Genomic DNA, 22,213 nt, shown 5'->3' with positions numbered 1-22,213 from the left:
CCGCCGTAAATGGTCCCGAGAAGAGAGAAGAGAGCATCGTTCTGTGAGACAGCCAGCAATTGCCCGTCGCAGAAGGCCCAGCCGCGGGGCGCGAAATTGCCCGCGAACATGCGGATTTCTCCAACAAATGGTTCTGACATGGAAAGACCTCCTAGTTGCGAGAAGGAAAAAGCCCTTGAAGCGCAATGCAGAAATTGACAGTCAAGTAGGGCTGCATGTTCTCGTGAGCTTGTCCGCCTCCGACGTTGAGGACGCTTTGAGTGGACATGTTGCCGAGGTTGCCGGCGGCCCGGTAAGCCTCGGGCGTTGTGCTGCGGGCCAAGACGTGGTTAGTCGGCGGACCCGAGTCGGCATCGCTGGAAGAGGCCTTCACGATATGGTTGTGCTGTGGCATTTCGTTGGCGGCCAGGGTGTGGGTCTCTTCGCCGGACTTCTGCCCTTCGCGGTGGTCGCCCCCCCCGTTGCTGCTCCCCACATGTATGGGTGTGCGTCCCCGCAGATCGGGAAGCGCAAACGAGGTCCGTCCGTCGCCACCATAGGTGGTGCCCAGCAGCGAGTAAAGAGACTGGTTTTGATTAATGGGCAGAATCTGGCCGTCGCAAAAGGCCCACCCCCGCGGGGCGAAGTTGAATCCGACCATCCTGACTTCGGCTAAAAAGGGTTCTGACACGCTGACTCCTTTCAAGTTCTAGTTTGACTAGAGGGTGTCCGATTAGGGGGGGGTATCACATGTTCCCGGCGCAACCAGGACCAGCGGGTCGGTGAATGCGTCGGTAATCGTGTTGTTTGCAAGCAAATGAGCTTCACCGTCAGCGCAGGGACTGCCGCCGCAATCCGTGGCTCCACTTTCCAGACGCACCGTTCCCGACGCGGTCGTAAAGTCCTCAATGGCAATGTCTTCACGCGTACCGGAAGCCACCCCGGTATTGCCGCGGACGTTGAGGCAGCTGTTGGTATCGCGATCACCCAGGAATGCGATGGCCTCATTGTTGGGATTGGCAGCCGTTCCGCTGACCGTCAGGTCGTTGTTGGTAATGGTCAGATCGACGTCAGCCGCATCGCCCACCGCATCCCCGGTAATGATGTCGATGGCCTGACGGGCGGTCGTGTTGGCGATATTGGCGTCAATCAACATTCTCAATAAACCGTCACCGCGGACGTCGATGCCGACAGCGCCGCCGCTGTTGGTAAAGGTATTGTTCCTGATTTTGCCGTTGGTGATCGAAGAAGTCGTCGAGGTCGACCCCAGGGCCACGTTGATGGCTTCTTCTCCGATGTTGGGGGAGAAGTTGGTAAAGGTGTTGGCGTCGCCTGGACCTCCGATATCGAAGGTCAGGTCAGCATTGGTGAAAGCGCTCAAAACGATGGCGCGGGCGGCCACGCTGCCCCCTGGAGAAGCCTCCAGAGAGGACGTAAAGGTGCTGTCGATGACCGTCAGCGAGGCACTGGAACTGCCAATGGCGCTGATCTGGATCCCGTCGCTCTGATTGTCGTCAAAACGGCTGTTGGAGACGCTTACAGTCGCCTGAGCCGTTCCCTGAGTCTCCAGCAACAGGCCGTCCGCGCCCAGAGCGGCGCTGTTGTCGGCAATTTCGCTGCCCGAGATGGTCAACAGCGTCAGGACGCCGGTGTTGTTGACGATCTCGATGTTGTGTTCAGCCGAACCGCTGATGAGACTGTTGGAGATCGTCGCCGTACCCAGGAGATTGGCGTCAAAGCGCAGCCCGCCTTCATTGACGGCATCACCGTTCATGGTGATGTCGCAGTCGTTGAGCGTGAAGCCGGTCACGCTGGTGCCGCTGATGCCGTTGGCTCCGCTGCCAGTGACACGCAGGTTCGAGAAGGACGGGGCTGAAGTGCTGTTGAGGACAATCGAGTTTCCGGTCGTGTTCTGAATGATGCCGCCGTCACAGTCCTTGGCCATGGCCGTATTGCCGCAGGGTCCGTCCACGCCGGTAATGATGAAACTGCCCATGGTGCCGGTCGTGTTGAGGTTGATGGCGGTGGTTCCGCCATTGACGAAGACCGACCGGAAGGTCACATCGCCGGCCCCGATGGTAGTGTTGGCGATATTGACGGCCTGCCCCGTAATAGGCGTTCCGGCAGAGCCGATGGTGTTGACGCCGGTGGCGTTGACCGTCCCGCCCCCGGTGGCCGTAAAGGCGGTATTCGCGCCCGTGTCGAGATTCATGCCGCCCTGGAAGTTGATCGTTCCATTCGTGTTGTTGTTGAGAAACACGCCGCTGCCGTCGTCGTTGATCAGCGCTGTGAAGGTCACTGTACTGGTGCTTCCCTGCACGTCCACCGATCGGCCCGAAGTGTTGGTGATGGTGCCGTTGTATTCGACCGTGGCACTGCTGTTGTTGACCACGAAGGCACTGGAGGTGGAGCCGGAGAGCGCCCCGCCGTTCATGTCGATGGAACCCGAAACCGTGTCGAGGTCGACCCCATGGGTGCCGCTGGTGGAGGAGACGGCGTCGAAAATGGCGTCCAAGGTGCCGTTGCTCAAATCCAGCGCCTGTCCCGTCCCCGAGATCGTCGCCTCACGGACCACCAGCGTGCCGAAGTTGCCGATGATCCCGGTGCCGGTGCCCGTGTTGCCGATGGTCAGACCGCGAACGGTATTGTTGCTGCCCAGCGTGAGGGCGTTGACGTTGGTGGTTGTGATAGTGGGATCGGTGCCCGAGAAGGTGGGCAGGGACGCGCTTCCCGGCGCCAAAGTGATGCCGGTCAGACCGGCCAGAGTCCCCGTGGAGCCGTCGCCGATCAATCGCTGGCTGGCCAGCAGGGTCAATCCTCCGGTGTAGGAGCCGTCGGCCAAAAAGATGTTGTCGCCAGGGTCATCGGCGGCATTTGTATCGAAGGCGCTGCCGCCCGCGCCAGCCAGTTCGTTGAAAGGATTACTCAGGCGTCCGTCGCAGGGGCACATGGCCGTTGCGTCCACGAACCAGATCATGTCGCTGACGGTGACGGTGACCGTGGCGGAAACGTTTCCGAAGCCATTGCCCATGCTGTAGTCGAAGGTATCGTTGCCCTCGAAGCCCGGCGGCGGGTTGTAGCTGAACTGTCCCGAGCCCAGATGGGCCACCTGGCCTCCATTGGTGCTGGCCGCGTCGATGGCGGTGAAGCTGATCAGGTCTCCGGTATCATTGCTCAAGACGCTGAATGGAATCGTCGAGGTGTCGATGCTGACGTTTCCGGTAGCGGTGCGTGAGTCGGCTACCGCAACCGGGCGGAATCCAACAGCCAGCGTGACGGTGGCCGTAGAACTGCCGGCGACGTTTTCGATCTTGTAGTCGAAGGTGAACAGGCCCGTAAAGTTGTTGTCGGGCGTGAAGTCGAAGCTGCCGTCGGCGTTGACCTGCAGAGAACCCGTTCCGAAGTTGGCGGTGCCGCCAGCGGCGTTGCTGTCCACGGTTCCGCCCGCGTCTCCGCCTCCGAAGGAAACCAACGCCGCCTCGGGAGTGCCCAGAGTGTCATTGTTCAAGAGATCGTCTGCCCCATCCGGCACGGCAAGCGGAGTGTTGAGAGCTGTGTGGTAGGTGTCGCCCGGAGAACTCGCCCCTGCCACCGTGTCATCAACCGCCGTGGGAGGCTCGGTCGCCACATTAGTGAAGGTGCAGGTGACGGTTTCGCCCGCCTCCAGGTTGATGGTTGCCACGCCGGTTCCCGGATCGCCGCTGGAAGCCGTTCCGCCGGCATCGCTGTCAGTGCAGTCAATCTCTGAAAGAAAGAATCCGGCAGGTGCCGCGGCTTCGGTGACCGTGTAGGCGCCGGGACTGACGTCGTTGAAGGTCTGAGTGTTGGAGAGCATTCCGTCAGCGTCGTCGTCGAGACTGAAGTTGGAGGGACTCAAGCCTCCCGTAGCCGTGTAGTCAAAATCCTGGGCGTCGTCGGGAACCGTGTCCTTGACGATGTTGATGGTGCCCAGCTTGGTGTTGGTGAAGGTGCAGGTGACCGTTTCCCCCGCGTCCAGATTGATGGTGGCCACGCCCGTTGCGGGATCGCCGCTGGAAGCCGTGCCGCCTCCGTCGCTGTCCACACAGTCGAGAGCTGTCAGGTCAAAGCCCGCAGTGGCCGCTTCGCTGACCGTGTAGCCGCCGGGAGCGACGTTGTTGAAGGTCTGAGTGTTGGAGAGCATTCCGTCAGCGTCGTCGTCGAGACTGAAGTTGGAGGGACTCAGGCCTCCCGTAGCCGTGTAGTCAAAGTCCTGGGGGTCGTCGGGAACCGTGTCCTTGACGATGTTGATGGTGCCCAGCTTGGTGTTGGTGAAGGTGCAGGTGACCGTTTCGCCCGCGTCCAGATTGATGGTGGCCACGCCCGTACCGGGATCGCCGCTGGAGGCCGTTCCGCCTCCGTCGCTGTCCACGCAGCTCAGCGAGGTCAGGTCGAATCCCGCAGCGGCCGCTTCGCTGACCGTGTAGCTGCCGGGCACGATATCGAGGAAAGTCTGAGTGTTGGAGAGCGTTCCGTCGGCATCGTCGTCGAGGCTGAAGTTGGAGGGACTCAGGCCTCCGGTAGCCGTGTAGTCAAAGTCCTGGGGGTCATCGGGCACCGTGTCCTTGACGATGCTGATGGTGCCGCGCTTGGTGTTGGTGAAGGTGCAGGTGACCGTTTCGCCCGCCTCCAGATTGATGGTGGCCACGCCCGTACCGGGATCGCCGCTGGAAGCCGTTCCGCCCCCGTCGCTGTCCACACAGTCGAGGGCCGTCAGATCGAATCCCGCCGCTGCCGCTTCGGTGACGGTGTAGCTGCCGGCATCCACCATAAAGCTCTGGGTGTTCGGCAAAGTTCCGTCTGCATCGTCATCGAGACTGAAATTAGAAGGAGTCAGGCCGCCGGTCGTGGAGAAGGCGAAGTCTTGCGGGTCGTCAGGAACGGTGTCTTTGACGATGTTGATCATCCCCTGGGCCGGCTCAAGGACGGTGACTGTGCTGGTGGCCGACCCCGTGCCGCCGTCGGGGTCATCGACGACGAACTCAACGAGACGGGCGGGACTCAGGGTGGCAGGCGAGGCCATATTGTCGTAGGTGACCGACGCTAAGCAGGTCTGGTAATCCGCCAGGGGCTGCATCCCTGAGATGTCAAGACTGTTGAGGCCGGGAGTCACTGTCAGGCCGACCGGACAGCCCGAAACCGCCAAAACCTCGGAGGCGCCGTCTTGGGGATTGGTAATGGTTACGGAAGCCGAGACCAGTGTGGAGTTGTCAGAATCGGTCACGGTGGCCGTCGGGTCGACGATCGATACCGGGCCGTCGCCCTCTGTGAAGGTCGCGGCGAAGTCGACTCCTGCAGCGCCTCCGTTGAGGTCAACAACAGGATCGTCGTTAACCGACACGACTGTGACCACGGTCGTGGCCGTATTGCTGACCTCGCCGGCGGCTGGTCCCATGACCTGGAAGTCGATATTGCGGGTTGTCGTGTCGGGAGTGTCGGAAAGGTTGTCGTAGGTGACGGTCCGCACGACTTGCTGGAAGTTGGCCACGCTGTCAGGCCCGGTCAGCGTCAGGACGCCGGTGGCCGGGTTATAAGCGGCTGCGATGGAAGTCCCCGTAGTGTCGGCGGCCAGCACTTCGTCAGCAGCGTCGAAAAGGGTGCGGATGGTGACCGTTGCCGATTCCAACTGGCTCATGTCGTTGTCTTCAACCGTGGCGTCGCTGTCGGCTACGGAGACAGGCCCGCCATTCTCGGTGAAGGTGGCGGCAAAGCCGGTTCCGGTGTCGGGCGGAGGACCGTTGAGGTCGATCTGGGGAGGCTGCTGGTCTTCCGTGGCGCAAAGGTTGCGGTCGCACTGAATCACCGCTTTGCGCGCGTCCAGTATGGTGATGGTCCCGTCGTTGTCCAGATCGCGCGGGTCCATGGCCATGGCCGGCTCGTTGAGGGCCATCAGGATGATCAGGATGTCGTCGCGGTCGACGTCTCCGTCGTTGTCCAGATCAGCCGACTGGGCCCAAAGGAATGGGGCCGCCAACAGCAGCGCCAGGAGCCAGGTCAAGCGGACGGCAAAAGGAGGGATGCGGCGGCTCATCGGACCTCCTCGGCGCGGCTGCGTATGCGTTGCATGAGCTTGAGGCCGGCCCCCATCAGCAAGGCCGAGAAAAGGATCAGCCCCCACTGGGAAAGGGTGGGAATCTGGGTGACGGGGGCCTCGGCCGACACATTGGCCTCTCCTCCCACTTGCTGCGACGCGAGGGGATCGCCGTTCTGGTCTCCGGCGGGTGCGTTCAGCGCCAGGCTGACGGGAAGCGTGCCCGCCGCCAGCGCTTGAAAGGTGACCGTAAAGAGCGGAATGGGATCGCCTTGCTGCTGGGTAACCAAGGTGGCCGGAACCAGCAGGGAAACCGTCGCCGCATCGACCGTGCCGGCGCCGTCGGCGCTCAAGCTGAAGGCTTCGCCCAGGCCCTCGTCTCCCAGCGAGTCCGCGAAGGAGATGGACTGAAAGGCCAGCTGCAAGGGATCGAAGCCCAACTGAAGGTCATAGGCGCCCAGCGCGGGCGTGGCGCCCGACGGCAGTCCCATGGCGACTACCTGGTAGTCTACCGTGCCGCCCACAAAACCGTTGCCGCCGTTGACCTGCAGAACAACGCCCGGAGCGGCGCCGCGAGGCTTGATCTTCTTGTCCGAACCCGGCTCTGAGGCGCTTAACGAGGCAATTGCTAATGTAAGAGCGAGAGAAAGAGATAAAGTCGTGGCTAAATTTTTCAAGGTCATCCTTCCCCACTGGGCCCGGCCCGACGGGAGCAATCCACCCTTGCTCCCTCAGGAAAGCCACAGACCGCCACGAGTGCAGTCCCTGGCCTCCGAAGTCTTCAGCGAAGCGAAACGCACCGAAGGCGCTCAGCTACACGATTTCGGCTGAACTCATCCGTTGATCGCAAATGGTAGCGCAACAAACTTCCAATCGCAAATGGAAAAAACCATCGATAGCACTCGGTTGCCAGGTCTCCGGATGCAGGATAGACAAGCTAGCTGTCATCAAATGTTGAAATTTCTCACCCCACGCACCATACTTGCCATCGATGCGGGCTCTGGCCAAAAAGAAGCGCTTGTGGACGCGACTCCTCCTGGTTGCCTTTCTCTCGGCCTGCACTCCGGCCACCCAGCCACCCTCTCAAGACGGCCACTACACCCTTTCCCGCGGCCATTTGCGGCACTTGGACGAGGTCATCGAAAAGGCCCTCGGCGAAGGGCAGGCGCGGGGAGCGGTGGTGCTGGTTTCCTGGCGGGGCCAGACCGTCTTCGAAAAAGCCTACGGTGTGCGGGCGCTGCAGCCGCAGCAAGAAGAGATGACGCGGGACACCATCTTCGACATGGCTTCCCTGACCAAGGTCATGGCCACCGCCCCGGCCGTCATGATGCTGGTGGAGGAGGGCAAAATCGCCCTTAGCGACCGTGTCAGGGATTACCTGCCCGGATTCGAGGCTCATGGCAAAGATTCCATCCGTCTCATTCACCTCCTCACCCACTACTCGGGCTTGCGGCCCGACGTCGATCTGGACGAGCCCTGGGAGGGCTACGAGACCGCCATACGGCTGGGTCTGGACGAGCGTCCGGTGGCCGAGCCGGGAGAGCGCTTCATCTACAGCGACATTAATTTCTTTCTCCTGGCTGAGATCGTGCGCCGGGTCAGCGGCTTGCCCTTCCAGGACTTCTGCCGGGAGCGGATTTTCGAGCCTCTGGGCATGACGGATACCGGTTTCAACCCGAGCGCCGACAAGCTGGCCCGCATCGCGCCCAGCGAGCCTTTTGAAGGGCAAATGCTGAGGGGAACGGTTCACGACCCCACCACCCGCCGGATGGGGGGCGTGGCCGGGCACGCCGGACTCTTCTCCACCGCCGCCGACGTAGCCCGTTTCGCCTCCATGATCCTCAACCAGGGCAGCCTGGACGGAGCCAGGGTGCTCTCGCCTTTGTCGGTACGGGCCATGACCACCGCCCAGACGCCCCCGGGCCAGCCCCACTTGCGCGGACTGGGATTCGACATCGACAGCCCTTATGCCACCGTTCGCGGCGACCTGTTTCCCAAGGGGTCCTTCGGCCATAGCGGATTCACGGGAACTTCGCTGTGGATTGATCCTTCCAGCCGGACCTTTGTTATCCTGTTGACGAGCCGCCTCCATCCCGACGGAAAAGGCAGCGTGGTTTCGCTTCGCAAGAAGGTAGCCTCTGTGGTTGCGGCTTCCTTGCGCGACTTGCCTTGACGCCTCGGAGCAAGCCTGAAAACCGGCGGCGGCATGGCCTCGGGTGACGACTTATGGCCCAAAGATGTCCCTTCTGCAAGACCCGTTTGTGGACCGATCCCTGGTTCAGCCGGGGCAGTTTTCAATGTCCCCGCTGCGGCAACGAATTCCAGCCCACAGTGCATTGGGGATATTTTCGCTTCATGGTTCTGCTGGTGGTGATCCTGGCCACGGCCATCATCGTGTTTTTGCCGCCCCGAGCGGTCTGGGTGGTGGCTTTCGTGGTCGCTCTGGGCGCCTTGCTCTGGTACTTCCCGCGCCTCATCGACCTGCGCCCCATCCCCACCGAGGTCGGTGCTCCCGAAGGCGTGCTCAAGAACGATCCCCTCAACGACGAGGACTGGGACGAGAAGCTCGACAAGCTGGCCGAACAGTCGCGCTTCCGCTACGGAATTCTGCTGGTCCTGGTGATGGCCCTGGTCCTGGTGGTCCTGGCCGGGCTGCGGGGGTGGTGGGGCTAGGGCGACCTGCGGTCGAATCTTCTGAAAGCGTGGAATAACGCGACAGGGTGGCTCAAAACTCCTGACGAACTGCAGTAGCGAGCAACCTCAGACCGCCGAGAGCAATCGAGCCTTCAGCGCGGTCGCTGAAACTTGATTCGTGTGTGAACTTGTTGGCACCCGGTGGCCCTAGCGTGTGAAGAGACGCTGCAGGTCGTCCACCACCGGATGGTTGGCCCGGGGAAGAGACAAGCCTGTCAGGTCATCGATCCCCACCCATCGACCCTCGCCTTCACGGGCGGAGTTCCCTGGTCCGCCCCCGGCGGCGCCGGCAGTCCGCAAGGGGCAGAGAAAGAAGTGCAGCTCCACCCGCCGCTGGGGGTAGTCATGGCGGACGACCCGCAGAGGCCGGCAGGCATCACCCTGCAGTTCAATCCCCGTTTCTTCGCGGACTTCACGCAGCAAGGCCTGCAGGGGACTCTCGCCCTCCTCGATCTTGCCTCCGGGAAACTCCCACAGCCCGTCCAGATGCCCGGTCCGGCGGCGCTTGTGCACCCACACATTGCTGCCGTGGAGCAGGACCGCAACCGCCACCTGCACGCTTTCCCGGCCTGCCTCCGTGGAAAATTCAGAGCGTTTCAAGAGTGACCTCCTGGGTTTGCGTCCCCCGAGTGGCCACCAACCAGATACCCGTCCCCACCAGGAGGCCGCCCAGCCAAATCAACTCGGTCACCGGCTCATCGAGAATCCAATAGGCCAGGGCCGAGGCCACCACCGGTTCGGCCAGCACCAGCAGCGAAACCAGGGTGGCGGAAAGGAAGCGCAGGGACCAGTTATAAGAGGTATGGCCGAGGCACTGAGGAAAGAGGGCCAACAGGGCCATGGCGGCATAGGTCGAAGGCTCGAATCCGCTCACAGGCAGTCCGGCCAGCACCACCCCCAGGGCCAAGAAAAGGGCGGCGGAGGCGTAGGTGGGAAGCACGTACTCAAGCAGGGCGCGTCCCTGGCGCAGGCGCCTGCCCAGCACCAGGTAGGCGGCGAAGGCGGCTCCGCCGGCCAGGGCCAGCAGGGCTCCGGTCCACCCCCCTTGAGCCTCCAGGTCGTGGAAGACCAGCAGGCCGCTGCCCAAGAAGGTGAGGCCGAATCCGACCCCACCCAGGGCAGTCAGGCGCTCGCCGAACCAGAAGTAGGAAATGACTGCCACCGGGATGGGCGCCGTGTAGACCAAAAGTATCGAAACCGCCACCGAGGTATAGCGCAGGGAGGCGAACCAAAAGGCGAAGTGCAGGGCCAGTGCCAGTCCGGCCACCACGATCAAAACCCTTGAGTCCCTGATGCCCTGCTGGCTGGAACCTTTTCGGCGGGCGTGCCAGTAAAAGGGGCTCAAGATCAGCACAGCCAGCGCCAGGCGATAGAAGGCTATGGTCAAGGTGGGAGCCTCCTGGGAAAAGCGGACCAGAATCGAGCCCGATGAAATCGCCAACAGGCCGAAGCTGAGCACCACGGCGATGCGCAGGCGGGAGGGTGCGCTGTCCTGGCTCAAGGCTTCTTTCCTTTCTGCCTTTCCTCTTCGGTGGCAAATTCCACCATATCGGAACGCAGCCGAAGGCGCCGCCGGGTGTCTTCGGCATCGGAATGGAAGCGGATTCCCGAAGTCAGCACCGCCTCGCTCTCGTCGGCGGCGGGAAAATCTTCGCTGATGCTTGCCGTTTCAATCCTGTAGAGCGTCTGGGGCAGGCGCACACCCACTCGGCGCACCCGCCCCTTGAGGTAGTAGATGAAGTCCCGGTGGGCGAAAATGAGGGTGCATTTCTGGGCTCTTTCCAGATTCCTGGCAGTGCGGCTGGCCGACTGGATGAAGAAGTAAACCTGCTCGCGCAGCAGAAAAATCTCGAAATAAGAAAGCAAGGCCACGTGCGGAAACCCCTGTCCATCAAGACTGATCAGGGGCACAGCTTTGGCAGCCGGTTCTGGACTGCTGATCCGTCCTGCCAGATCGGAAGGTATGCGCGTCCCCAGTTCTCTCGACATGGCGGCATTGTAACGCGCAGTCGGGCGGGCATCGAGAGCGCCGGCGGACTCAAACCTGATCGGCCCGCAGCCGCAGGTAGTCGAGGAAACGGAAAGGGCAGGTGGCCTCGGGGTCGTCGTATCGTTCCTCGTTGACCAGCTTCCAGCGCGAGAGATCGAACTCGGGAAAGTAGGCATCGCCCTCGAAATCGCCCTCTACCAGGGTCAGGTAGAGGCGGTCGGCTACCTTCAGGCCCTCGCGATAGATGTTCTCGCCGCCCGCGATAAAGACTTCGTCGTCGTTCTCGACCAGTTGCAACGCCTCGTCCATCGAATGGGCCACGCGGGCGTTTCGGGGCCGGTAATCGGGGTTGCGGGTGAGGACGATAAGGGGGCGGTTGGGCAGGGGAACCTGAAGCGATTCATAGGTCTTGCGTCCCATGATGAGATGGTGGCCCAGCGTCTTTTGCTTGAAACGGCGCATGTCGCGGGGCAGAGTCCAGGGGAGATCGTTGTCGACTCCGATGACGCGGTTGCGGGCCATGGCTGAAATGATGGAAATGGTCATGTTCAAACCGCCACCGGGGCTTTGATGCGCGGGTGTGGATGATAGTCGTGGAGGGTGAAGTCGGAGTAGCGGAAGTCGAATATGGACTTCACGTCGGGATTGAGTTCCATGCGAGGCAGGGGACGGGGCGTGCGGGAAAGCTGGGTGCGGGCTTGCTCCAGGTGATTGAGGTAAAGGTGGCAGTCGCCCAGAGAATGGATGAACTCGCCGGGACGCAGTCCGCAGACCTGAGCCACCATCAGGGTCAGCAAGGAATAAGAGGCGATATTGAACGGCACCCCCAGAAATATGTCGGCGCTGCGCTGGTAGAGCAGGCAAGAAAGGCGTCCTTGGGCGACATAGAACTGAAAGAGCAGGTGGCAGGGCGGCAGGGCCATCTTCTCCAACTCCGCCACGTTCCAGGCGCTGACGATGATGCGGCGCGAATCGGGGTTGTCGCGGACCTGCTCGACGACCTGGCTGATCTGGTCGATGGTGCCTCCGCCGGGGGCCGGCCAGGAGCGCCACTGGGCTCCGTATACCGGTCCTAACTCGCCCGCCTCGTCGGCCCATTCGTTCCAGATGGTGACGCCGTTGTCGGCGAGGTAGCGGATATTGGTATCTCCCCGCAGAAACCACAACAGCTCATGGATGATGGACTTGAGATGAACCGTCTTGGTGGTCAGCAAGGGAAATCCCTGCTGCAGGTCGAAGCGCATCTGGTGGCCGAAGATGCTGAGGGTACCGGTTCCGGTGCGGTCGTCCTTGCGGACGCCCTCATCGAGCACCTGCTGCATGAAGTCAAGATACTGCCGCACGGCCAACTCCCTTAATCCTGCGTGAATGGGTGCCTGCGTGAAGAAGCCGGGGTGCTTCTTCGCGACCTTTTTAGATTATCATCGCGGCCTGATAAGGGCAGGCAGGAGACCCGACGGTGTCAGGCAAAAATATTGCGGCGATAAAACTTGAGTTCCTCGATCGATTCGAGAAGATCATCCAAGGCGCGATGGTTCTTGGACTTCTCGGGCGCCTGGCTGAAGATGTCGGGGTACCAGCGGGCAGCCAGTTCCTTGACCGTGGAGACATCGACGTTGCGGTAGTGAAGGAATTGCTCCAGGCGGGGCATGTAGCGGGCCAGGAAGCGGCGGTCGTGATGGACCGAGTTGCCGGCCAGCGGAGCGCTGCGGGGCTGGCACAGAGGAGTCAGGAAGTCGAGCGTGCGCCGTTCGGCCTCCCCTTCGCTGAGGGTTGAGGCGCGCACCCGCTCGATCAACCCCGATTGGGCGTGGTGCCTCTGATTCCAATCGTCCATGGCCGCCAACAGCCGGTCGGACTGATGGATCACCAGTTCGGGACCTCGAGCCACGATATTCAGTTGAGCGTCGGTCACCAGCGTGACCATTTCGATGATGCGTTCCTTGTCGGGATCCAGGCCCGTCATCTCCAAGTCCATCCAGACCAGCAGGCCCTCTCGCTTGTCGGACATCTGCAAAACCTTAGCAGAGGCCCGCGACCGGGTCCATCGCCAGGAACAACCAAGAAATCCTAAGGCCACGGCCGCGACTCATGTAAGAATAGAGATCGATGCGTATTTTTTCCTATCTAGCCGTGGCCGTCATCCTCTCGCTGCCGCTGCAGGCCCAGGACCTGGTCCCTCTCGTCCAAGGTTTGAATCAACCTGTATTCATGACCCACGCCGGCGACGGATCGGAACGGCTCTTCATCGTGGAAAGGGGTGGACGCATCCGTATCTGGAAGGCCGGACAAGTCTTGAGCCAGCCCTTCCTGGATATTTCCGACCAGGTTCGCACCGATGGCGAATTCGGATTCCTGGGTCTGGCCTTTCATCCCGATTACCGGGACAACGGACGGTTTTTCGTTTACTACAGCCCCTTGACGGGATCTCAGCGGACCGTATTGGCCGAATACGGCCGCTCGCCGAACAGTCCTGACCGGGCCTCGCCCTCCGAGACTTTGCTGCTGACGATTGAGCAGCCCCAGCGCAACCACAACGGCGGCACCTTGGCCTTCGGTCCCGACGGCATGCTATACCTGGGACTGGGAGACGGCGGCGGAGGCGGAGACCCGGACGAAAACGCCCAGGATCTGAGCGAGATCTTGGGGTCGATGCTGCGCCTGGACGTAGACCGTCCTTCACTGATCCCGCCGGACAACCCCTTCATCAACACCCCCGGCGCACGAGGAGAAATCTGGGCCTACGGCCTGCGCAATCCCTTCCGCTTCTCCTTCGACCGTCAAAGCGGACGCCTCTTCCTGGGCGATGTGGGACAAAACCGCTTCGAAGAAGTCGACATCATCGAGAGAGGCCAGAATTACGGATGGGACATCGTCGAGGGCGACTCCTGCTTCGAGCCCATGAGCGGCTGCGACATGAGCGGGCTGACGCCTCCCATTCACGTCTATCCCCGCGACGACGGCCGTTCCGTAACGGGAGGCTACGTCTACCGCGGCCAGCGCTTCCCCTTCCTGCGAGGACGCTACATCTTCGGCGACTTCACCTCGGGCCGGATCTGGGCCTTGCGCGAGTTACAAAACGGCACCTGGACCCGCACCACCCTTTTCAACCGCGACGACATCGCGCTGGCTTCTTTCGCCGAAGACGAAGCCGGCGAACTCTACGTCGTCGACCTGACAGGACGCATCTTTCAACTGGCCGAGGACGGACCCGACCTGACGGTGGAAAAGAGCCATTCCGGCACCTTCAGGGTAGGAGAAACCGGAGAATTCCGCGTGCTGGTTGTGAATCAGGGCGTCGTATCGACCCGGAGTCCCATCACGCTCGAGGACAGCTTGCCCGAGGGAGTGACGCTCAACCGCATCCAAGCGCCTTCCTGGACTTGCAGCAATCAGGGACAGGACGTTTCCTGCACCCGCCAGCTTGCCTTGGGGCCCGGCGAAACCTCGCTGGTCCGGATCTTCGTCGACGTCCAGCTCTCGGCCATTCCTCGAGTAATCAATAGAGCCAGCGTGGACACGGATGACGACGTCAATCCTGCCAACAACAGCGACAGCGATACCGCTAGCGTCCTGGGCCAAGTGGACCTGTCGCTGGCGGGAGAGGCCGACTTGCCCTTTCTGCCGGGGATCGAGGCGGCCTACTTGCTCGTCGTGCGCAATCACGGCCAAGCCGCCACTCTGCAGCCTGTGGCTCTGACGGCCGAGTTCACAGAGGGCGTCACGCCGCTGGCGGCCGACGGCGTCAACTGGGCGTGCCAACTGAGCGCCTCCTCGGCCCAGTGCTCGTTGGGGCCGCCTCTGATTCCCGACGCTGAAAGGACTTTGAAGCTGAGCGTGATGCTGGAGCCCGAAGTCCTCTCCCCGGTGGAAGCCTCTTTCCTCCTCGACTCTCCTGAAGACGACAATCCCGACAACGACTCCCTGACTTTGCAGACGCCAGTGCAGGAGCCCGTCAATCTCTCGGTGCAGGCTCGCCTCGAGCATCCGCTGAGGCCCGGCCAGCAGACCCAACTGGCCATAAGGCTGAGCGGCCAGACAGCCCGGGACGTGGTGGCCCTGGTCACGGCCGAACTTCCTCCGGGACTGGAATTCGTCTCCACTCAGAGCGGCGGGTGGTCCTGCACCCCGAACAATCCCGTGCTGTGCCAGAGTTCACAGTCTATCGACGCCCCCGACCCGCAAGAACCCGAGCGGCTCGATCTGACGCTGCAGGTCTCGCCCCAGGCCTCAGGCCTATTGCTCAACCGAGTTCTGCTGGAGGCCGATTTCGACGCCTTCCTGCCCGACAACGAGAGCCTGCAAGCGGTCGCCGTGGCCCAGCCGGACGACGGGGACGGAGACGGAGTGCCCGACTCGCAAGAGGACGCCGCCTGGCCCCAGGGCGACGGCAACGGCGACGCCGTGGCCGACCGCCTGCAATCTCGGGTGGCCTCGCTGCGCACGGCGGAGGACATCCCGGTCACCCTGGTCACCCAGGGTGCCGCCCTGGCCCTGGTGGCGGCGCAAGATGATTCCCAGTTGGACCTGCGGCAACTCAACGGGGTGGACAGCCCAATGGGGTCCTTCGACTTTTCCCTCGTCGATTTGGACCCGCCGGCCAGTGTCGGAGGAGCCGGGCAAAGCGGCGTTTTTGTCATCAGCGACCGCAACCTGGGCAATCAGGCCTTCCTCTTCAGCCAGGATGGCGGACCGCGGACGCAACTTCCCTTTCCCCGTCCCGCCGGACAGGAGGGAGCCGAGATCGGAACCCACAGCATCTTCCTGGCGCTGATCGACGGGGGAACATTCGACGCCGACTCCCGACAAAACGGAGTGATCACCGTCCAAGACCTGGCATCGGGAAGGGCCGACGACGCTCCCCGGATACGTTTCTTTCCCCAGGTCGGCGACGGGACGCCTCATCCCATCCGCTTTCAAACCGAAATCAACCTGCTCAACACGGGCGGCCAGCAAACAGCGCGGCTGGATCTGCGCCAAGCCTCGTCGGAGGCCATGCCCTTGCTGCTTCAGGAGATCGGTCGAGAGTCGCAGCTCGACATCGCCTTGGCCGAGGGAGGCACTTTTACCGTCCAAAGCGACGGCTCGGGTGACGCCCGAGATTCTTCCCTGCAGACCGGCTACGCGCGCCTGGTAGCGCTTCCCTCGGTTGAAACGGTCCTGGTCTTTCGCCGCAGCGACGCCCGACAGGAGGTCATTCTCTACGAGGCTGGCATACCCGCCACCCGCTCCTTGCAAGAGGCCACCCTCTTTGTCGACTCGCTGGGTGGGCGCCAAACCGGAGTCGCCATCCTCAACCCGCCTGAGGTCATCGCCAGCCAGGGCGACAGCTTCTCCACGCCGCAGGTGCCGTCCCTGGCCGCCGAGGTGTCGCTGGAGCTGCGCGGCCTCGACTTTCAACTGCTGGCGCAGACCACCCTTGCCTTGGCCGACGGAGAACAACGGGCCGCTTTTCTGGAGGAACTCTTCGACCAGTCCACGCCTTCTCCGGCTGAAAATCTACAGGGACTTCTGCTCATCCGTTCCGATCGACCGGTGGCCGTCTTGGGACTGCGTCAAAACGACCGGCCGGGGGTCGAGTTTCCCGACGACGTGGCCACTCTGGCCCCCCTGCCAGTCGCCGAAAGCGTGTTCCAGCCGGCGGATCAACCGTCCCCTGCGCCTTCATCGGACAAGTGACGCATCGCCTTGGAGGGGCTATTTGTTACTGTGCTAGAATGCTGCGGGTTTATTGAGGAGAAGCCGGTTTCCCTGCAATTCGCTCAGCTAGGAGAATCTCCCCTTGACCAATTCGGGCCGCCGTATACCCCGAGAACACGAGGAAGAAGAATACGCAGAACTGCGAGAAAGCCTGCGGCGGGCCGTTCTGCGCGTGTGCCCGACCTGGCTTTTGGACAAGAGCGACGACATCATTCAAGCCGCGCTCATGCGCGTTATGGACATCCAACGCCGCAGCGAGGGACAGCGCGAGTTCAGGCCCGCTTACCTCTCTAAGGTCGCTCACAGCGCCATGGTCGACAAGATCCGCAAACTGCGGCGGCGCCAAGAGGTCCCGCTGGAAAATGAAGAAGGCACCGCCATGCCTCTTCCCGCAGCGGTGATTTCACCCGAACAGTCCACCCGTTCGGTGGAGATCAGCCGGGGATTGCAGGAGTGTCTGAAGACCTTGATTCGTCCGCGGCGGCGAGCCGTTGTGATGAGGCTGTTGGGGCACACGGTTCCTGAAGCGGCCGAGCGCCTGGGCTGGGAAGTCAAGCGCACCGAGAACTTGGTCTATCGGGGATTGGAGAACTTGAGAGAATGCCTGAAGTCGAAGGGCCTGAAGCCCTAGACGAAAGCAGCGAGGACGGACGCAGCCTGGATGAATTCCTGCAGCGTATCCAGGAAAGCTGCGCCCGCTCTCAGCCGCCTTCCCTGCCCTCCCACGATTGCCCGTCGGCGGAGCGGCTGTGGGAAGGGGCAGCCGGCCAGCTTTCGCCTTCGCGGACGAGCAAGCTGGTCGACCACTTGGCCGAGTGTCCCCAATGCCGGCTGGAATACGGCCTGGCCCTGCAGATGCAGGCCGGCTTACAGCAGTCCTTGCCCTCTCAAGTCAGATCATCCCTGCTGCGACGGCCCTGGATGGGCATCGCCGCCGGACTGCTGGCGGGGGCGCTGGGGCTGACGCTCTGGCAGGGCCTGTGGACGGAAGGCCAAACTCCGGCCCTGCGCGGACGCGGACAACCGGCCATCGAGTTCTCCGTGCAGGAAGAGGCGGCGTTGCCCGCCGACGACTTCACGCTGAGGTGGCAAGTGGCGGTGGAGGAGGCCCGCTACGACGTCTCCGTGCGGCTGGGCCAAGGCGACTTTCGGGTCCTCAGTCAAGCCCAGGATATCAGCCGGCCCTTCCACACCGTTCCCGAGAGTCAACTGCGCGGCCTGCCCGAAGGCAGCGCCATCGACTGGCTCATCCGAGTCCGCCTGCCCGGTGGAGAGACGCAATCCCACCTCCACCGGACAAGGCTTGGGCGCTGAACGCGCCAACTCCCAGCCTCCAAGTGACCAACTTCCAAGTGAGTCTTGAAGGCCAAAGAGTTGGCGAAGCCCGCTATCAGTCGTCTTCCAGCCGGCGGCGAATGGAGGCCAGCAGGCTTTCAAAGCGGCGGTGGGACATGCCCAGCAACTCCTCGGCTCCCGTGGAATTGTCGAAACCGTGCTGCTTGAGCAAGCTCATGACGCCATGAAACGACATGGCCACCTCATGCAATTCCCTCCATTCTTCTTCGGTGAGGCAGTAGAGCCTCCCGTCTTCCCCATCTCCTCCCCCCGCCGGGGACGACTGGGTTCCCGGCAAAGGCGAAGACGATGGATCCTGCGGCGCAGGGGATGAGTGTTGTGCAGCGGACATAACGACCTCCTTGAATCGTTGAATTCCGCTTGCGGTTCACCCCGCTTAGAAAGCCCGAGCCTGCCTCTCATTCCCTTCGACTTCCAGGCCCGGCATCCGGCTTGCCAACGGAACAAGCCGAAGCGCATAAATGGTGTAGACATACTATCTTACTCACCTTTGTTTCACCTGTCAAGGGGTTAGTGCGGTGTTGGTGCGACAGACCTTGCCGGCATCAGCGCGAGCGGGCTTGTTTGGAGAGAGGACGGCCCGTGGCCAGGCGGCTCAACTTGCGCAGGATCTTTCCTAAAAGTCCGGGCAGGATGCACCATTGGGCCCACAGCATCTCCAGGAAGAGGAATCCCAGCGAACGCAAAGCGAATCCCCAGCCGCGCTGCCGGCGCATGTAGTTGAAAAAACGCAGGTTGGCCAGCCCGAAGAGCACCAGCATCAGCGCCGAGACCGCCAACAGGGGGGGCCACCAGAGCGCAGCCGGCAGGGCCAGCAGCGAGGGGGCCGGCAGCAGAGCCGAGAGGAGGCGCGAGAGGCGGTGGGCGCGCAGGGCGAAGAGGCGGCTTTGAGGCGGCAGGTCGAGCTGGCGCAGGTCGTTGAGCCTTCGGCGGTCCTCAGCCAGGATGGCGCCCAAGTCGTAACGCTTCAGGTGGACGCCCTTGAGATTGCGGTCGATGACGAAACGCTGTCCCCGGCTTCCCAGCAGGACGCCCAGGCGGAAGTCCTCGGCGGTGGCGAACCGGGCGTCGAATCCCCCCGCCTCTACCAGCACCCGGCGGCGGACGGTGAAGAGCGGCGTATGCAGGTAGGGACTGAGGGTGTCGGTGACGGCGTAGAGAAAACACACCGAGAGATTCTTGTAGTTGCTCCAGAAGTCGTCCCAGGGCAGCTTCTCGTGATAGACGCCCAGCACCCCCGCCACTTCGGAGCGGTGGCGGTAGAGATCGAGGCTCTGGCGAATGCGCGGCAGCGCGCCGGGCAGCAATTGAACGTCGGCGTCGAGGAAGAAGATCCAGGGATGGCGGGCCGCTTCCAGTCCCCGGTTGCGGGCCTGGGCAGGTCCGCTGTTGCGCCCCAGCCTGAGCCAGCGCAGAGGGGCGTCCTCAGGGAGATCGTCCTGCAGGCGGCTGCGCAGGTCTTGAGGAGAGGCGTCGTCCACCACGATCACCTCGGCGTTGCTCAGTCCCCCGCCCAGCAGCGCTTTCAGGCAGCGGGCCAACAAGCGCGGACGCCCATAAGCGGGAATCACTACCGAAATGGGGAACTCGCGGGCCAGGCGCTCCTCTTCCCGCAGCCATGCCGCCGTCTTCGCCATTCCTCTAGGATAACCCACCCGACGGCTCATCAATCGCTCGGCGGACGCCACAATTGCAGATCAGTGCCGTCGGGCAACGGGTAGCGCCATTGGGCACGCCAGCCCAGCGCCGCCAGCAAGCGGTAGATTTGAGCGGCGCTCGGCGTCAACGGCTCCAGTCCCTGATCGCCCGTCTTGCCCACCACGTGGCTGTAACGCGAGAGCTGCTGCATGGAGAGCGGACTCGATCCCAGGTTGCGGACGCGCAGGCCCCGCCTCTGCTGAGCCGCCCTCAGGATCAGTCCGTTGGCGTGAAGGCGCGGCGCGTCGGGAATGAATCCCACCGTCGCCCCTTCGGGCAGACGTTCCAACAGGGCCTGATACCCCCAGTCCTGGCGCGAAGGAGGACCGGCCACGTCGAAGTACTGGGACTGGTAAAGCACCCACTCCTGGGAGAGGGTGCGGTAGTCCTCGGGGGGATCGAACTCGAAGAGGGCCAGCTTGTAGGGTCCGCCGGGAAGGCTGAAGGAGACGGAAAGGAACTGCAATCCGGCCACAGCCAGCAGGACCCACACGGCGCGTCTGCGGTCGCTCCAGAAGAAGACCAGCAGCAAGGCCACCAGCGGCACCAGGGGCATGATGTAGCGGGGGTCCTTGGCCGCCGTCCAGCTCAAAATCGCGCCGCCGCCCGCCAGGGTCACGGCCAGAAAGAGGACCACGGTCGGTCCGCAGGGGCGGCGATGGGCCTCCATCCAGTGACGAGAACCATTGCGGAGGCCCCTCCACCACAACAGTCCGCCCACCAGCAGCGCCAGCAGCAGGGGCAAGTAGAGATAGTAGGAGGCCAGCGCGCGGGGGTAATAAAGCCATCCGGCCAGTTGCCTCCAGGTAGGATCCAGTTCCCACAGGGCGGCCTGATTGGTGGAGGCCAGGCGGTCGAGCAGTCCCCGGGCATTGGGGAGATACCACCAGAAGACCGCCGGCATGGCGATGAGGGCGGCATCCAGCAGGTTGCGCAAGCTGCGGCGGCGCTGGGGCGACTGGTAAAGCGCCCACAGGACGGGGACGGCCAGGAAAAAGAGGAAACTCCACTTGGTCAGCATTCCGGCCGCCGCCACGCCTCCAAAGAGAAGCGACCATCCGGAGGTCTGCAGCCAGTTGCTTCGCACCAGCAGGTAGAGAGCGAAAAGCACCCATCCGGTGAGGGGCAGGTCGAGCAGGCTTTCGCGGCTGGTCCAGGCCACCAAGGGCATGAGTAGAGGCAGGACCGAGGCCGCCTCTGCAGCCGGAGAGGGCATGAAGCGCAAGGCCAGGCGCCAGGTGAAGAAGGCGGTCATGAGCAAGGCGGGCAGATTGGCCGCCAGGGCGATCCAATCGACCGGTCCCAGCAGGGCGTAGAGAAAGCCTTCCTGCAGATAGTAGAGGGGCGGATAGTAGTCGGAGATGGCCGGGAAGCCCTTGAGCAGACCCTCCCGAAACCAGGTGTCGAAGGCCGTCCAGCCGCGCCACTGATGGTGGGCCATGTCCCAAATGGGCGGCGAGCCGTCGAGCCAGAACCAGAGCAGGTGAACCGACAGCAGCCCGCCCACCAGCAGCAGGAAGAGACCTGGACGTCCGGCCAGCAGAGGGAAGGCGGGCGTGCGGGCGGCTTGAGGCTGGCTGGAGGACTCCACCACGGCAGGCTCCTAGTCGGCGAATCCAAGAAAGGGCAGCGCCTCGGCAACCTGCTCGGGACACTGGGCGCGCCAGCGCAAGAAGTGATCGATCAGCACCAGCAACACCATGGCTTCCCCGATGGGCACGAAACGCGGCAGCAGGCAGGGATCGTGGCGCCCCTTGGTGCGGATGGTGGTGGGGTTGCCGTGGCGGTCCACCGTCTCCTGAGGACGGGCGATGGAGCTGGTGGGCTTGACGGCGGCGCGCAGCAAGAGAGGACGTCCGCTGCTGATGCCCCCCAGCATGCCTCCGTGGCGGTTGCCCTGCGTACTGACCCGCCCCTCCCGCATGACAAAGGGGTCGTTGTTCTCTGAGCCTCGCGAGGTGGCCACGGCGAATCCCGCTCCGTATTCGAAGCCCAGCACCGCCGGAATGGAACAGATGGCGCGGCCCATCTCGGCTTTCAGCTTGTCGAACACCGGTTCGCCCAATCCGGCCGCAAGGCCCGTGGCCACCATCTCGGCCACGCCTCCGATGGAATCCAGGTCTTTCCGCACCTCGGTGATCAGCTCCTCCATCCGCCTGGCCGCATCAGGGTCGGGACAGCGGACGATGTTGGACTCGACCTGGGAACGGGTCACTGCCGAGGGGTCGGGAACCTGCGCCACCACATCGCCCACCTGCTTGACGTATCCCACCACCTCGATGCCGTAGGCTTTGAGCAGCTTGCGGGCGATGGCGGCAGCCGCCACCCGCGAGACGGTTTCGCGCGCCGAGGCCCGTCCTCCGCCCCGGTAGTCGCGGAAGCCGAACTTGGCTTGAAAGGTGTAGTCGGCATGCCCGGGACGGTACTTGTCCTTGATGTCGCTGTAGTCGCGCGAACGCTGGTCCTTGTTCTCGAAGAGGATGGCGATGGGAGTCCCCGTGGTGCGTCCTTCGAAAAGGCCCGAGAGGATGCGGGGACGATCTGATTCCTGGCGCTGAGTGGTGACCCTGGACTGGCCGGGCCGGCGGCGGTCGAGATCGGGCTGCAGGTCTTCAGGCCCCAGCGGCATCCCCGGAGGACAGCCGTCCACGATCACCAGGTTGGCGGGTCCGTGAGACTCCCCGGCGGTGGTTACGCGAAACAGTTGTCCGAAGGAATTACCGGCCATAGGCCGTCAATTGTAACGC

Annotated in this window: 19 protein-coding genes; 5 read left to right on the top strand and 14 right to left on the bottom strand. The window is 62.9% G+C overall.

All coding sequences use genetic code 11. The features are described from left to right. The 4 genes from VLU25_13075 to VLU25_13060 form a co-directional block, all read right to left on the bottom strand. Positions 1 to 140: tail fiber protein (locus VLU25_13075; protein ID HSR68863.1), on the bottom strand; the 140-nt coding region annotated here is incomplete at its 3' end. Positions 141 to 151: 11 nt separating this feature from the next. After that, positions 152 to 670 carry a tail fiber protein gene (locus tag VLU25_13070; GenBank protein ID HSR68862.1) on the bottom strand — a complete coding sequence of 173 codons (519 nt, stop codon included), beginning with the start codon at positions 668 to 670 and terminating at the stop codon, positions 152 to 154. 42 nt (positions 671 to 712) lie between these two features. Then, positions 713 to 6,028: an Ig-like domain-containing protein gene (locus VLU25_13065; protein HSR68861.1), complete on the bottom strand. Its 5,316-nt coding sequence runs from the start codon at positions 6,026 to 6,028 to the stop codon at positions 713 to 715. Beyond that, positions 6,025 to 6,705, bottom strand: coding sequence for an IPTL-CTERM sorting domain-containing protein (locus VLU25_13060; GenBank protein ID HSR68860.1), 681 nt, complete (start codon positions 6,703 to 6,705; stop codon positions 6,025 to 6,027). The genes VLU25_13065 and VLU25_13060 overlap by 4 nt, the downstream gene beginning before the upstream one ends. A gap of 341 nt (positions 6,706 to 7,046) precedes the next feature. Here VLU25_13060 and VLU25_13055 point away from each other — a divergent pair, with 341 nt between their 5' ends. Both VLU25_13055 and VLU25_13050 read left to right on the top strand, forming a co-directional pair. Continuing rightward, positions 7,047 to 8,201 (top strand): serine hydrolase domain-containing protein, encoded by a 1,155-nt coding sequence (locus VLU25_13055; GenBank protein ID HSR68859.1) that lies wholly within the window; start codon positions 7,047 to 7,049, stop codon positions 8,199 to 8,201. A gap of 53 nt (positions 8,202 to 8,254) precedes the next feature. Then, positions 8,255 to 8,701: a hypothetical protein gene (locus VLU25_13050; GenBank protein HSR68858.1), complete on the top strand. Its 447-nt coding sequence runs from the start codon at positions 8,255 to 8,257 to the stop codon at positions 8,699 to 8,701. Positions 8,702 to 8,869: 168 nt separating this feature from the next. Here VLU25_13050 and VLU25_13045 read toward each other — a convergent pair whose 3' ends face one another. The 6 genes from VLU25_13045 to orn all read right to left on the bottom strand — a co-directional run bounded on the left by VLU25_13045 (position 8,870) and on the right by orn (position 12,723). After that, positions 8,870 to 9,322, bottom strand: a complete 453-nt coding sequence (locus tag VLU25_13045; protein ID HSR68857.1) for a (deoxy)nucleoside triphosphate pyrophosphohydrolase — start codon at positions 9,320 to 9,322, stop codon at positions 8,870 to 8,872. Next, positions 9,309 to 10,223, bottom strand: a complete 915-nt coding sequence (locus VLU25_13040; protein ID HSR68856.1) for a DMT family transporter — start codon at positions 10,221 to 10,223, stop codon at positions 9,309 to 9,311. The genes VLU25_13045 and VLU25_13040 overlap by 14 nt, the downstream gene beginning before the upstream one ends. Next, the gene (locus VLU25_13035) at positions 10,220 to 10,711 is read right to left on the bottom strand and encodes a pyridoxamine 5'-phosphate oxidase family protein (GenBank protein HSR68855.1); all 492 of its coding nucleotides are present in this window, start codon (positions 10,709 to 10,711) and stop codon (positions 10,220 to 10,222) included. The genes VLU25_13040 and VLU25_13035 overlap by 4 nt, the downstream gene beginning before the upstream one ends. Positions 10,712 to 10,760: 49 nt before the next feature. Further along, positions 10,761 to 11,258 carry a dihydrofolate reductase gene (locus tag VLU25_13030; protein HSR68854.1) on the bottom strand — a complete coding sequence of 166 codons (498 nt, stop codon included), beginning with the start codon at positions 11,256 to 11,258 and terminating at the stop codon, positions 10,761 to 10,763. Positions 11,259 to 11,260: 2 nt separating this feature from the next. Next, positions 11,261 to 12,055, bottom strand: coding sequence for a thymidylate synthase (locus VLU25_13025; GenBank protein ID HSR68853.1), 795 nt, complete (start codon positions 12,053 to 12,055; stop codon positions 11,261 to 11,263). A gap of 119 nt (positions 12,056 to 12,174) precedes the next feature. Beyond that, a complete protein-coding gene (orn, locus tag VLU25_13020) occupies positions 12,175 to 12,723 on the bottom strand; it encodes an oligoribonuclease (protein HSR68852.1) in 549 nt (182 codons plus the stop codon). 98 nt (positions 12,724 to 12,821) lie between these two features. Here orn and VLU25_13015 point away from each other — a divergent pair, with 98 nt between their 5' ends. The 3 genes from VLU25_13015 (at position 12,822) to VLU25_13005 (ending at position 17,726) form a co-directional block, all read left to right on the top strand. After that, positions 12,822 to 16,391 carry a PQQ-dependent sugar dehydrogenase gene (locus VLU25_13015; protein ID HSR68851.1) on the top strand — a complete coding sequence of 1,190 codons (3,570 nt, stop codon included), beginning with the start codon at positions 12,822 to 12,824 and terminating at the stop codon, positions 16,389 to 16,391. A 103-nt stretch (positions 16,392 to 16,494) separates the two neighbouring features. After that, on the top strand, positions 16,495 to 17,043 hold the full coding sequence (locus VLU25_13010; protein HSR68850.1) for a sigma-70 family RNA polymerase sigma factor: 549 nt from the start codon (positions 16,495 to 16,497) through the stop codon (positions 17,041 to 17,043). Beyond that, the gene (locus VLU25_13005; GenBank protein ID HSR68849.1) at positions 17,013 to 17,726 is read left to right on the top strand and encodes a zf-HC2 domain-containing protein; all 714 of its coding nucleotides are present in this window, start codon (positions 17,013 to 17,015) and stop codon (positions 17,724 to 17,726) included. The genes VLU25_13010 and VLU25_13005 overlap by 31 nt, the downstream gene beginning before the upstream one ends. Before the next feature lie 76 nt (positions 17,727 to 17,802). On the opposite strand, the gene VLU25_13000 is transcribed toward VLU25_13005, so the two are convergent. The 4 genes from VLU25_13000 to aroC all read right to left on the bottom strand — a co-directional run bounded on the left by VLU25_13000 (position 17,803) and on the right by aroC (position 22,194). After that, entirely contained in the window at positions 17,803 to 18,099 is a 297-nt protein-coding gene (locus VLU25_13000; GenBank protein HSR68848.1) for a hypothetical protein, read from the bottom strand. 214 nt (positions 18,100 to 18,313) lie between these two features. Continuing rightward, positions 18,314 to 19,405: a glycosyltransferase family 2 protein gene (locus VLU25_12995; GenBank protein HSR68847.1), complete on the bottom strand. Its 1,092-nt coding sequence runs from the start codon at positions 19,403 to 19,405 to the stop codon at positions 18,314 to 18,316. A gap of 29 nt (positions 19,406 to 19,434) precedes the next feature. Next, complete coding sequence (locus VLU25_12990) at positions 19,435 to 21,060, bottom strand: glycosyltransferase family 39 protein (GenBank protein HSR68846.1); 1,626 nt, start codon at positions 21,058 to 21,060, stop codon at positions 19,435 to 19,437. Positions 21,061 to 21,069: 9 nt separating this feature from the next. Beyond that, positions 21,070 to 22,194: a chorismate synthase gene (gene aroC / locus VLU25_12985; GenBank protein ID HSR68845.1), complete on the bottom strand. Its 1,125-nt coding sequence runs from the start codon at positions 22,192 to 22,194 to the stop codon at positions 21,070 to 21,072. Between the last annotated feature and the right edge of the window lie 19 nt (positions 22,195 to 22,213).

This window comes from Acidobacteriota bacterium (genome assembly GCA_035471785.1).
GTDB lineage: Bacteria > Acidobacteriota > UBA6911 > RPQK01 > DATIPO01 > JANQFM01.
The sequence above is the reverse complement of the archived record's forward strand: the minus strand, read 5'-3'. Positions and strand labels throughout refer to the sequence as shown.

What these genes read in the sequence shown, in the direction of transcription:
- VLU25_13065 (HSR68861.1), bottom strand. Translation starts at nt 6,028, where the DNA reads ATGAGCCGCCGCATCCCTCCTTTTGCCGTCCGCTTGACCTGGCTCCTG.
- VLU25_13050 (HSR68858.1), top strand. Translation starts at nt 8,255, where the DNA reads ATGGCCCAAAGATGTCCCTTCTGCAAGACCCGTTTGTGGACCGATCCC.
- VLU25_13035 (HSR68855.1), bottom strand. Translation starts at nt 10,711, where the DNA reads ATGTCGAGAGAACTGGGGACGCGCATACCTTCCGATCTGGCAGGACGG.
- VLU25_13030 (HSR68854.1), bottom strand. Translation starts at nt 11,258, where the DNA reads ATGACCATTTCCATCATTTCAGCCATGGCCCGCAACCGCGTCATCGGA.
- orn (HSR68852.1), bottom strand. Translation starts at nt 12,723, where the DNA reads ATGTCCGACAAGCGAGAGGGCCTGCTGGTCTGGATGGACTTGGAGATG.
- VLU25_13015 (HSR68851.1), top strand. Translation starts at nt 12,822, where the DNA reads ATGCGTATTTTTTCCTATCTAGCCGTGGCCGTCATCCTCTCGCTGCCG.
- VLU25_13005 (HSR68849.1), top strand. Translation starts at nt 17,013, where the DNA reads ATGCCTGAAGTCGAAGGGCCTGAAGCCCTAGACGAAAGCAGCGAGGAC.
- VLU25_13000 (HSR68848.1), bottom strand. Translation starts at nt 18,099, where the DNA reads ATGTCCGCTGCACAACACTCATCCCCTGCGCCGCAGGATCCATCGTCT.
- VLU25_12995 (HSR68847.1), bottom strand. Translation starts at nt 19,405, where the DNA reads ATGGCGAAGACGGCGGCATGGCTGCGGGAAGAGGAGCGCCTGGCCCGC.
- aroC (HSR68845.1), bottom strand. Translation starts at nt 22,194, where the DNA reads ATGGCCGGTAATTCCTTCGGACAACTGTTTCGCGTAACCACCGCCGGG.